Genomic DNA, 12,638 nt, shown 5'->3' on the forward strand with positions numbered 1-12,638 from the left:
TAATTATAAATCGTAGAATGTTTTGTAAACTAAATTTTCTATAGGAAAACTAAGTAGTTGCGAAAGTATTTTGTTTGAGCTGTCACCATCACCATATGGGTTAATAGCTGTTGCACATTGCTTTTTAAACTTCTTAGAAGTTGCCACTTCCAAACTGTGGAGAATTGCATTCTTATCATCAGTACAATGCAAAACTGTATCTCCCGATATACGCCCTTTTTGTCTGTCGCCAATATTTATTGTCGGAACATTGAACGTAGGAGCCTCAATTAAACCACTTGAAGAATTGCCTATAACTAAATCACAATGTTTCAACAAGCTTAAATAACGCAGCTGTCCTAAAGATTGAACCAACAATACTCTTGTAGAATGCTTTTCTTTGAACTCATTCAATAAAGAGATCAGAGCTCGGCCATGTGTATCTGCGTTGGGGTATGAAATAATTAACTTATAATCGTTGTATTCTTCAAGCGCACTAAGCAAGTTTTCCAAGCCTTGTGAAGCCCCACTTTTATCAAGAGTTACGGGGTGATATGTGACAACAATATAAGAACTAGAGGAGACATCAAAATCAATTGCCCGCGATAAAGCTTCTCTATCCAACAACTCAAGCGACTTGATGCTATCGATTCCAGGAGCACCATAGTTAAATACCTTGTTTGGATCCTCTCCTAGTTGGATGACCCGCTTTCTATATGTTTCTGTGGCTGTAAAATGAAGATGCGACATTTTGGTAAGTGAGTGCCTAACGGCTTCATCAATTAGCCCCTCGGTAGTTTCACCACCATGTATATGTGCGACCGGGATCTGTGCGACCATGGCAGCCTGAGTAATAGCCATTGACTCGAACCGGTCACCAAGCACTACTAACAAATCTGGCTGATTTCTTTCAAATGCTTCTGAAGCACTTATAAGTGCAAGCCCCATTGATTTAGAAATGCCCACAGGGCTGTCAGAAGATAATAAAAACTCAAGTCTTTCTGATACGTCAAAACCATCATTTTCTATTTGATTTATTGTCTTGCCAAACTCTGGAGATAAGTGCATCCCTCCAACAATTAGCTGAAGCTCTGCCCGTTCAGACTCATGAAGCCCTTTAATAATCCAATATAGAAGCCCATATTCAGCTCGAGTGCCGGTAAATACAGCTATTTTTCTCATATACTTCTCACTACAGGTGTACTTGGAATATTAATAAGGTGCGCCTCTAAATACTCTGAATTCGTCAAATCGCCTCTTAGAGCATTCTCAAACATAGGTAAACGATGCATCAATTGCCAAACAGGCCTAGTCATCACACCAGCCTTGTTTGCATACTTGAGTATCTCATTGCGCTTCTCTACATCAGGGCAAACAATTGCATTTAACCAGTAGTTCGACTTAGCGTACTCAGGCTCAGTAACAAACTTTACATCGCTACCTGCAAAAAATTCCTTATAGTGACAAGCAAGCTTGCGTTTTTGCTCCAAAAACGTATCAATCACTTCCATTTGCGCACACCCCAAGGCCGCGTTGATATTTGGCATGCGATAATTAAATCCCGGCTCATCATGGAAAAATTCGTAAGAGTGAGGAACCTTTGCGGTAGTCGTTATGTACTTAGTTCGCTGCCCACCTTCCTCGTTTGCACACAGCACCATTCCACCACCACCTGTTGTGATAATTTTGTTTCCATTGAAGCTTACTGCGCTATAATCACCAAAAGTGCCTGTATGCCTGCCTTTGTAGTAAGAGCCTAAACTCTCTGCAGCATCTTCGACTAACGTAATCCCCCATTTTCTGCATACAAATATAAGCTCATCTAATTCAGTAGGGTGCCCAAAAGTATGCATTGGAACAATAGCCTTAATGCGCTGGCCCGTTAACTTATGATGACAACCATTTTCTGTTACTTCTGCATTTTCAGCTAAATAGTTCTCAACAGCAATAGGGCACAGGCTCAAACTTACATGAGACACATCAACAAATATTGGTTCTGCGCCCATATGGTAAAGAGCATTACAAGTTGCAACAAACGTTAGTGCTTGCGTAATAACCAAGTCACCTCGTTCTACCCCTGCCATATATAACGCAGTGTGTAATGCGGCAGTACCATTTACAGTAGCAACAGCTTTCACCGCACCAGTAAAAGCTTCTATTTTACGCTCAAAGTCATCAACAAACTTGCCAACACTAGAAACAAAAGTGCTATCAATTGTTTCCTTTACGTACTTATTTTCATTACCGCTAAAAGTAGGTGCATGAAGTGGAATAAATTCGTTGGTTGAGTATGTATCCCGCACAAAGTCAACAAAGCTGTTACAATCCATATATTTCACCTACATTTTACCGTCTAGGTATTTACCAGTTTCTTTGTGACCAAAGTCAGGAATCATCTTGAAGAAAAGTTCAACAATTTGCTCTTTATTCCAGACGCGAGCGGCCTTCATTTGTGCAATTTGCTCTTCAAATAAAGTCAACAGCTCTTTTTGGTAGAGTGGCTCATTTTTGATTATTCCTAAATTCTCAAAACGTGCCATGTCCAACACTTCTTTGTCAGTGAAGAATTCTTCAAAGTCTTTTTCGCCAGTGGTATCACTCTCGGTGAATAAACATGGCCACTTGCCTTCTTCTGGTAATGTTTTTGCTAAGGTACGTGCTTCATCTTCACTGTCACAAATATAAGGTACAAACCCTTTCGTTTTGAGGTACTCAATTGCGATTTCGGCAAATGTGATCAAATGTAGAGATTCACTCAATTTAGGAAAGAAAATATCTCTGTTTTCACCGAAAATACATGACATTAAACAAAGTTCACCTGATTCTTGTGGAATTACAAAATACCTTTTAATATCTCTAGGTGCGACTATGGGCTGCTTTTTCTCAATTCGCTGATTAAATCCATGCAGCAAAGAGCCGTCTGAAAATGCAACATTTGCGAAGCGCGCAGTCGAAATATCAATTTGCTTACTGCGGCGCATTAAAAACATTTCCATAATACGCTTTGAAGCTCCCATCATGTTTACCGGATTTGCCGCTTTATCAGTAGATACGCAAAAGTACTTCTTTACTCCTTTCTTGATTGATTGTTGAATAGTTTTGTCAGTGTTAAAAATATTAACATCAATCATTCGCATGAGTGTATATGGGTCTTTCTCACTGCGCACATGTTTTAAAGCCGACAGGTTAAGCACATAATCATATTCACCATCGGCGTCGATAAAGGCATCATATTCAATTGAGCCAATATCTAACGCAAAGGTCTGAAAATCACCTTCAATATATCCAAAGGAGCTACGAATATCACGAACCAATTCGACCATATTATTTTCGCTGATATCGACTACGTGCAACTTTTTAGGATTGCGTTTAAAGATTTCTTTAGTCACTGCCTGACCAATAGAGCCGGCTCCACCTAGAACAATAAACCTAGACTCTGAAACTATACGTTTGAGCTCTTCATTATGTATTGTAATGTCATGTGTAAAAAGCGCTTGTGTGCGCCCAATAAGAGGGAGTATGTTGCTCATTTACCAAATCCCTTTAGTATCGATTATATATTTAGCACTGAACTTAGTTGCTTTAAAGTCACTGTGATCTACTAAAACAAGATGAATATCAGCGCGCGATTGAGCGGCATTCAACGACGTTAACTCAATAGAGGAAGAAATCCCGTTAAGGCTACTGATATTTGGCTCCACGGCAAGAACAGCACCAGCATGAAACTCAGCTAAATTTTTGGCAATATTTAGCGCTGGACTTTCGCGTAAATCATCAATATCGGGTTTGAATGCTAACCCATAACACGCAATTGTAATTTCTTGCACTGTCTTATCAGGGTTTGCTTGAAGAAACTCTGCAATTGCTATTTTTACCTTATTAATAACCCATTCTGGCTTTGCATTATTTACGCTTCTCGCGGTATGTATGATCTTAGCTAATTCTGGTGTTTTACTGACTATAAACCACGGATCTACTGCAATACAGTGTCCACCAACTCCAGGGCCTGGTTGTAAAATATTAATGCGAGGGTGACGGTTAGCCAAAGAGATAAGCTCCCAAACATCAATTTCTAGCTTGTCACAAATGAGCGACAACTCATTGGCAAAAGCGATTTGTACATCTCGACACGAGTTTTCTGTTAGTTTTGCCATTTCAGCAGTACGAGCATTAGTTATTACACATTCACCTTGTACAAAGGTTTTATACAACTCTACAGCTCGAGCAGAACAATGAGTTGTCATACCTCCAATTACGCGGTCATTTTCTACCAACTCACGAACTACATGTCCAGGCAATACACGCTCTGGGCAGTGAGCAATATTTACGTCAGCATTTTCTCCCGCTTGCTGCGGGAAACTTAAATCAGGGCGGGCCGCGGCTAGCCAACCTGCCATTTGCTCAGTAGCACCAACTGGCGAGGTAGATTCAAGAATAACTAAATCTCCTTTCTTTAGTACTGGTGCAATTGCTTCACTGGCTTTATGAATATATGTTAAATCGGGTTCTGGAATTTGTGAGTCGTTATTTTTAAATGGTGTTGGTACGGCAATTAAAAAGGCATCAGCTTGCTCTGGTGAAAGCGTTGCTTTGAGATAACCTTCTTTTACGGCTGCATGAACAATCATATCTAGCTCAGGTTCAACGATATAGATTTCACCTCGATTGATTGTGTCTACGGCATGCTGATTAACATCCACACCAATTACTTTCTTTTTGCGAGAGGCAAACATCGCTGCTGTTGGCAATCCAATGTAACCCAAGCCAACGACCGAAATTGTATTAAATGACATACTTTCCCTTTGAAATCTTGAAGTTTAAAACTGCTTACTTTTGTTTATTTAGCTAAAACATCGCAGATTCTTTTGCATGCGTTTCCATCACCATAAGGGTTATGGGCTCTGCTCATTTGCTCGTAGCTTTTCTCATTAATTAGCAGTTGTTCTAAAGAAGTGGTGATTGCTGCTACATCAGTCCCGACTAACTTTACTGTCCCAGCTTCTATTGCTTCAGGACGCTCAGTGGTATCGCGCATAACTAGAACTGGCTTGCCTAGGCTGGGTGCCTCTTCTTGAATACCGCCAGAATCTGTTAAAATAACATGTGCTCTATTCATTAAATAAACAAAAGGCAAATATTGCTGAGGTTCTATTAAGTGAACATTGTCTATACCGCTTAAAATACGATTAACTGGCTCTTGCACATTTGGATTTAAATGCACAGGATACAGGATTTGACAGCTTGGGTGCGCTTTTGCAGTCTTAGCCAGAGCCTCACAAATACGCTCAAATCCACCACCAAAGCTTTCTCTTCGGTGACCTGTAACTAAGATAAGCTTTTTGCTCTCATCCAACATGGGGAATTGTGCAGCTAGAGTATTGCTTAGATCCGAGTCTGTTTCTATTTGATCCTTAACCATTAACAAAGCATCGATCACTGTGTTACCCGTAACAAATATATTTTCATCATGGTAACTTTCAACTAGCAAGTTTTGTTTAGAGGTCTCAGTGGGAGCAAAGTGGTATCTGGTAAGCGCCCCTGTAAGCTTGCGATTTGCTTCTTCTGGCCATGGAGAGTATATATTGCCTGTACGCAACCCTGCTTCGACATGACCAACTGAAATTTGCTCATAATAAGCTGCTAAGCTTGCTGCAAATGTGGTTGCAGTATCGCCATGTACTAAGACCACATCAGGCTTAAACTCTTTAAGTACTGGTGTAAGCTCTAATAAAATTCGGCTTGTCACTTCTGGTAGCGTCTGCCCGGCTTTCATTAGGTTTAAATCATAGTCAGGTGTAATTTTGAATAACTCTAATACCTGATCTAACATCTCTCTGTGCTGTGCTGTAACACATACTTTGGCATCGAAGCGTACATCTTGCTTTAGAGCGTGTACTAAAGGCGCCATTTTAATTGCTTCAGGTCTTGTTCCGAATACGGTAAGTACTTTCACAGAGTGTCCCTTTATTTTTTCTACTGGTTTATTTAGAAATGCCGATTGGATTTTAGGAAGTTTGACTTGTCTTATTCAGTCTCCCTATTCATAACGCCCTATATCTTCATGCAGAGCTATTACTCAACGAATTAAAATCGCAATTGAGTAACCTTGATTGGTTATCTTTCAATCTCAACATAATGCCACTTTATAAACATTGATTTGTTATGTTGCATCAACTCCAGCTTGCCCTGCGTCTCACAATAACGACTCATCTCATAGGTCGTAACGTAAAGTCGTTGCTACGGGTCGCGACATAAAGTCGCTGCTACCGGTTACAGCGACATAACCCGCTATGCTTTATCTGATTTGTACTCGTAGTTGTAGTAGCCGTAGTAACCATAGGCATTGGTTGATTTACGAACAACACCGTTGAATACCACCCCTTTTACATCAATACCATTTTGCTCAAAACGATTTCGTGTAATTTCTAGCTCTTTTGCATGGTTTTGACCAAAACGGGTTACTAGTAATGTTGTACCGGCATGCGCACTTACAATAGCAGGGTCTGTTACTGCTAAGATTGGTGGTGTATCGATAATCACCAAATCGTATATTTTACTGACCTCATCAACTAACTTGGTAAAATTTTGGTGCATTAAAAGCTCTGATGGATTAGGTGGTATTTGACCACGGGTCATTACATCTAACCCTTCTACTTGCGTGTGCTTAACGGTTTGAGTTAAGTTTAGACGACCTGACAAGTAATCGCTTAAACCATTATCCCATTTCATACCAAACTGGGTCTGCAAATACCCTTTGCGCATATCGGCATCAACTACAAGCACTTTTTTACCACTTTGCGCCAGCACGGTTGCAAGGTTTACCGTAATAAATGATTTACCTACACCAGGGCTTGGACCAGAGATAGCAATAACATTGTTTTTTGCCTCTAGCATAGCAAAATGCAAGCTAGTACGAAGGCTACGTAGCGCTTCAACTGAGAGGTCAGCTGGATTATCAATGGCTAATATTGATTTAGCTTTTGCTGTTTTACCTTTGCGTGCTTTGGCAAAACCAGTCAGTTTTACTTGATAATCTGAGAAGGGCACGCTTGCATATACAGGCAAGCCTAGCGCTTCAATTTCCGCCGGGTCTTCAATGCCTTTATGTAGTGCTTTTTGAATAAGTACGATTGCAATGGCTAACATTCCACCAAGCATGGTTGCCATCATAACAATGAGTGCTTTTTTAGGTTTGACTGGTTGCGTTGTATTTACCTCTGCATAATCGACTATACGCACATTACCTACCGTACCGGCGCGCACAATATCTAACTCTTGAGTTTTCCCAAGTAAGAGGGTGTAGATTTCGTTGTTTACTTCTACATCTCGCTTTAAACGTAACAGTTCACGCTGGGTTTCTGGCAGGCCTTGTACTTCACCAGCCAACTCATTGCGTTGACGTTTTACGGTTTCTATTTGTTCAACTACACCACGATACGAAGGGTGCTCGCGTTTAAATTTACGACCGAGCTCTAATCGTTTTAAGTCTAGCTCTTGCAGTTTTGTTTCCAGTATTACAATTTGCTCAAGTACTGCTTGCGTCTCTAAGCTTATATCGATAGATTCTTGTCGGATTTGATATTCATTAAAGGCCTTTTCGGCACGCTCTAAGTTGCGCTTAACATCTGGCAGCTGTACTTCTAAAAACTCTAAAGATTGTTGTGCCTCAGCACTATTACGCTCAACATTACGGCGTACATAAATACCAGCCACTTTGTCTAGTACTTTTTCTGCGTATGCTGGACTTTTATCTTGCAATGCAAGGTTGATAATGCCTGAATCCTTACCTTTTTCAGATGCAGAAATAGCACTTTGCAAGTCTAGTATAGTTTGTAATCTATTACGCTTTACGATTGAAAATTCAGTACCAGGGCGCGCAATAAGCGTTTTGATTGTTAATTCAAATTGACCAGCTTTGACTTCTTGCCCCACTTTACCCGCAAGCACCACTTCATCGTTTGCATTTAATAAAGCAAAATTATCATCAGTTTGTGCTTGTAGAGTGAACTCTACTCCCTCTGTGCTTTTAGGGACTCTAAAGCGGTGTATTTCAATTTGCTCACCACCCCATGCATAAGAGCTTGCGCCAAAACTTGGCTCGGCTACTTCGCCTTCATTTTGTGCTACAAATTTACGGAAACTGCGGCCACCAAATAATGGAAATAGCTTGGGTTCAACGACTGTATCTAGGTTCAGTGTGTCTACGGCTTCACCAATCACACTTCTTGATTTGAGTAGTTCTATTTCAGTTACCGCGGCAGAGGTGCTTTCAAACATGCCAGACATATCATCAAAGCCTGGTACTGAACCGCCCTTTTCTTCTACCTGTACCATGGCAGTAGCTTGGTAGATTGGCGTGCTAAATATCGCGTAGGCTACGCCCAACAGCATAAATAACGCAGTAACGCCAACAATAAACCATTTTGCATCAAGCAAGGCGCCAAATAGCGCCAGTAAATCGATTTCTTGTGCGTCGTCTTTTTGGGACTTTTGTGGAGTGATTAGATTTGGCTGAGCATTCATATACTCACAATTCCTTATAAATACTGTTGCCAAGCGCCACAGGCGCTATCGATAAGCTCATATACGTGTTCAAACGCTTCTTTAGATTGGCGATAAGGATCGGGGATTTCTTTATCGCCAATCCACTTACCAAGTAAAAAGGTTTTACCGCGAGCTTGGGGGTAACGGCTACATAAGTCATCAAGGTGCCTATGTTCCATTACTAAGATGAGACTATTTTGCGCAACAAGCGCACCACTGAGCTGGCGCCCTTGGTGAGGGCTCATGTTAATCCCCTGCGCTGTAGCGAGCTCTTGCGCCATTGCGTCGGCCGATTTACCTTCTAACGCAGTTAAACCCGCTGATGACACTTGAACATTCTTACCCGCCAATTTGCTTTTTAATACATATTCTGCGGTTGGACTGCGGCAAATATTACCAGCACAAACCATTAACACACTATCAAACATGAGCATTCACACTATTGGTTTTCGATATCTTGAATTGCATCCACTGTAGATAGAGATGGCAATAACAAGCTGATAACTTTGTTCCAACGAGCCAATGGCGCACTGGTTACATACACAATATCTTGAGGCTGCAGTTCAAACTGTTCAGCAAGTACCAGTGATGCAACATTGTTAGCGTGTAGTTGATATACATCTGCAAGCACGCCGTCTTTTTGTAGGTCGCGTTTACGCAATACGAATACACCATTCGCATCGGCTGTTCGCTCATTAAAACCACCCACATCAGTCAATGCCTCAGCAAGACTTAACCCATAGCGATTAACATTCACTTTACCCGCTTTGATAACATCGCCAAGCACATACACGTTGCGCTTATCATTACGGCTTACATGGATAATATCTCCATGCTGAAGCAAGCGGTTTTGCGATATATCGCCGCGAGCATAAAAGTCATCTAGCTGAATAACTTCGGTATTATCACCACGCGTAAATGTTACGGTTTCCCAATCAGCGCTTTCACTCAAGCCGCCCGCGTGATTAATTGCATCAATAAGCGTTACTGGCGTTTCAGTGATTGGATAAACACCTGGTTTGGTTACTTCACCAGTTACATACGCCTTTTGGCTTTTGAAGCCCACTACTTTTACATCAACTTGTGGGTCTTCAATAACACGGCTTAGTCTTTTTGCCAGCTCATCACGCAGCTCAGTGACGGTTTTACCTGCAGCTGGCACTTTAGGAGCATATGCGTAGGTAATCGTGCCATCAGCTTGTATACGAAAGCCATCAAACTCAGCCGTTCTTTGTACAGCCGCCGGAATAGTTAATTCAGGGTGATCCCATACACCTATGGTGATCACATCACCCACCCCTAAACGGTATTCGTAATCAGATACATCAACACCTTCACGCGCTGAGCGGTCTAACTCTTTGGCGCTTTTGATTTTATGCTCTTGAACTAGCTGAGAGTCAATGATGTGAATGTTTACTTTTTCTAAGTCGCGCTCAAGATTTGCAGTTTGTTGACCTGAGCTAATCCCTTCAAAGTGACCACCGGGTACGAGTGTGCAGCCACTCATTGCCAACAAAAGGCTACTAGCAATGATAGTTTTACAGCTTAACGCCATTGTGTCTTCCCAAAAAATGATAATCTTTTCTTTTTATTGCTTTTTATTTAATAGCAACCGAATTTAGTGCGTCAATTAAAGCATGCACGCCTACTGATCGCAAGTAGCGCACTAGGTGCAAAGCAGGTCTTAGGTAAGCTAGCTTAGCCTTAAACCTTTTGAGTGCTTACTTTAAAGTTACTCTTTACTACTGTTTTGCATGTTAAATTTATATATAACTCAGCCACAGTTGTAAGAGGTACAAAGATCCTGAAACAAGTTCAGGATGACAGCTTAGTTTAGGGTTACTACTTAGCTTAGGGCAACACATACCAAATGATACATGCTCTTTTAGATAGTGGACCTCACTCTAGCTTAAGGCCAATTTTGGCACGCTTCCGCCCTTAGGTTGCAGCCCCTAAACGCTGATACTTTTATCTATTTTTGCCCTATTCTTTGCCTTATATAGGTTAAATTTAACCTGCCGCCAAATTATAGGCTATATCACTTTTATTACATTCAACTAAGATAAAAACACTAACTTAGCTTTTGAATGTCATCATTTTGCGCAACAATCTCAACGTATTGATTCAAGAGTTTTATTAACAAAACACTTCGAGTGTCGCCATCGGCCTGCTGATATATCGCATCTATATTCTTGTAACAACCACTGGATAGTGTGACTTGGTCGCCGCTTTTAAAATCGCATTGTTCCTCAACAGGCTGTCCTATACGAAGTTGAGACATGATCTCTTCGGGGACGATTTGAAGACGCTCTCCAAAGCGGACGAAATCACTGACCCCACGCGTGTATTTTATTGCAGAAAAATGAACAGAATATGGATCAATATACACAAATAGGTATCTGGGGAACAAAGGCTGTATGATTTGTTTTGCAGCTGACGTTTTACGTCGTGTAAAAGTTGGGTAAAAAGCCTCAATCCCTTGTTGCATTATGTTTTCGCAAGCCCTGGCTTCTTGTTTGGGTTTACAGTACACCAAATACCAGCTCATCATACTTTAGTCCGTATTATTTATTTCGCTTCAGAAAGTAATAAATTGAGTCATAATATAATGACTCTCCATACAACTGAGTTATTAATGCATATATCCAGACTCAATAGTTCTAATTATTGAACTCGCCAATTAGCATTTTGGTTCCAAGCAGCACTTTAGACAAGAGTTGTGACGCTCTATCAGGTGAATCTGCTTCAACGTAACACCTTAGTTCAGGAGCATTGCCCGAGGGTCTAAAATGCACACAGCCATACTTTCCGAGATCGATTCTCAGTCCATCAATGGTATTGAGTATAATTTCTTTTTCAAAGTTTAGGCCTAACTTTACCAATAACGCTTCTGGTTTTGCTATGCCAAACTCTATTAGCCTATTACTTATCTCTTTGCTGATATTTTGTAACCTATCACTGTGCGTATAACGTGAGGGAAGCTCAGATACTTGTATAGAAAGAGGGGTTACTTTCGCTTTGGCTAATAATATTATTGCAGGTAAAACAGCATCTCTTGTAGGAAGTGCACGTAGCACCTTGTCATTTAAGAGTATATCTGAGCCAAGCAAGAATCCACCATTTGCTTCAAACCCTGCAAATGAGTTGCTCTTTGTACTTAACTGCTCAAAAGCGGCTATAACATAAGGAGAACCAATCTTCGTTCTCAATACTTTGTCAAAAGAACCAGATAACTCAATTGCGCTGTTACAACTAACAGGAACAGCTAACGTTTTGATACTTAACAACCTAGCGCATAGTAGACCTAGAATATCACCGCGCAGCCATAAACCTTTCTCATCAGCTAATAATGGGCGGTCACCATCCCCATCAGTCGAAAACAACGCATCAAGCTGATGTTCTTTGGTCCATTTTTTTGCTAAGCGTTTGTCTTCCTCTGAAACGGCTTCTGTGTCTATTGGCACAAAATTATCGCTTCGTCCAAGCGGGATTACTGTAGCTCCCAAAGCAGAAAACAATTCACTGTAAATATCACGCCCAGCACTCGAATGTTCGTAAATGCCAATTCGAAGGCCAGCCAAAGTGTCAGGGTTAAAAAGTGAAGTATACCTTGTAATGTAGCGTTCTGTTGCAGTAGCTAAAACAGGTAGCTCAGATAAGCTGGAGAGCCTGTTAAAGTTAAAAGATGAAGTTACGATAAGTGATTCATCTTCCTTTGATATTTCGCCATCTGGACGGTAGAATTTTAGGCCATTTCTATCAAAGGGGATATGACTGCCCGTAACCATAATTGCAGGAATTTCGTCTTGCATTGCGCTGTATGCCAATGCCGGCGTAGGTATCACACCGTAATACAATACGGTGATATTAAGCTCTTGCAAAACCTCAGCACATGCTTGTGCCATCGCATAACTACTAGGGCGGTTATCAATAGCTATTGCAACACTGTGGAAGCTAAAGTTACTGCGCATTACATTAATAAAGTTTACGGTAAATGCTGCACAAACATTTGCGTTTAGATCACTAACTAAACCCCGTACGCCACTAGTACCAAACGAAACTCCACTATTAGCAATTACATCTTGAGTGTTTAACATTTACCTAATTCCTTCATA

The 12,638-nt window shown here is 40.9% G+C and carries 10 protein-coding genes; all 10 read right to left on the reverse strand.

All coding sequences use genetic code 11. From position 1 onward, the window contains the following. Positions 1–3 precede the first annotated feature (3 nt). On the reverse strand, positions 4–1,161 hold the full coding sequence (neuC, locus tag HG263_RS14655; protein WP_128728734.1) for a UDP-N-acetylglucosamine 2-epimerase: 1,158 nt from the start codon (positions 1,159–1,161) through the stop codon (positions 4–6). Further along, complete coding sequence (locus tag HG263_RS14660) at positions 1,158–2,309, reverse strand: LegC family aminotransferase (RefSeq protein WP_171626836.1); 1,152 nt, start codon at positions 2,307–2,309, stop codon at positions 1,158–1,160. The genes neuC and HG263_RS14660 overlap by 4 nt, the downstream gene beginning before the upstream one ends. A 9-nt stretch (positions 2,310–2,318) precedes the next feature. Continuing rightward, positions 2,319–3,509 (reverse strand): UDP-N-acetylglucosamine 4,6-dehydratase, encoded by a 1,191-nt coding sequence (locus tag HG263_RS14665; protein ID WP_171626837.1) that lies wholly within the window; start codon positions 3,507–3,509, stop codon positions 2,319–2,321. Beyond that, positions 3,510–4,772 carry a UDP-N-acetyl-D-mannosamine dehydrogenase gene (wecC, locus tag HG263_RS14670; RefSeq protein ID WP_171626838.1) on the reverse strand — a complete coding sequence of 421 codons (1,263 nt, stop codon included), beginning with the start codon at positions 4,770–4,772 and terminating at the stop codon, positions 3,510–3,512. It lies immediately after the preceding gene. Positions 4,773–4,816: 44 nt separating this feature from the next. Next, entirely contained in the window at positions 4,817–5,932 is a 1,116-nt protein-coding gene (wecB, locus tag HG263_RS14675; RefSeq protein WP_171626839.1) for a non-hydrolyzing UDP-N-acetylglucosamine 2-epimerase, read from the reverse strand. 335 nt (positions 5,933–6,267) lie between these two features. Further along, positions 6,268–8,502, reverse strand: a complete 2,235-nt coding sequence (locus HG263_RS14680; protein WP_171626840.1) for a polysaccharide biosynthesis tyrosine autokinase — start codon at positions 8,500–8,502, stop codon at positions 6,268–6,270. A gap of 14 nt (positions 8,503–8,516) precedes the next feature. Continuing rightward, positions 8,517–8,951 carry a low molecular weight protein-tyrosine-phosphatase gene (locus tag HG263_RS14685; RefSeq protein ID WP_171626841.1) on the reverse strand — a complete coding sequence of 145 codons (435 nt, stop codon included), beginning with the start codon at positions 8,949–8,951 and terminating at the stop codon, positions 8,517–8,519. An 11-nt stretch (positions 8,952–8,962) separates the two neighbouring features. Beyond that, positions 8,963–10,078, reverse strand: coding sequence for a polysaccharide export protein (locus tag HG263_RS14690; RefSeq protein ID WP_171626842.1), 1,116 nt, complete (start codon positions 10,076–10,078; stop codon positions 8,963–8,965). A 516-nt stretch (positions 10,079–10,594) separates the two neighbouring features. Then, a complete protein-coding gene (gene rfaH / locus HG263_RS14695) occupies positions 10,595–11,074 on the reverse strand; it encodes a transcription/translation regulatory transformer protein RfaH (RefSeq protein WP_171626843.1) in 480 nt (159 codons plus the stop codon). 109 nt (positions 11,075–11,183) lie between these two features. After that, positions 11,184–12,620: a phosphomannomutase gene (locus HG263_RS14700; protein ID WP_171626844.1), complete on the reverse strand. Its 1,437-nt coding sequence runs from the start codon at positions 12,618–12,620 to the stop codon at positions 11,184–11,186. Positions 12,621–12,638 lie beyond the last annotated feature (18 nt).

This window comes from Pseudoalteromonas caenipelagi, from assembly GCF_013140855.1.
GTDB lineage: Bacteria > Pseudomonadota > Gammaproteobacteria > Enterobacterales > Alteromonadaceae > Pseudoalteromonas > Pseudoalteromonas caenipelagi.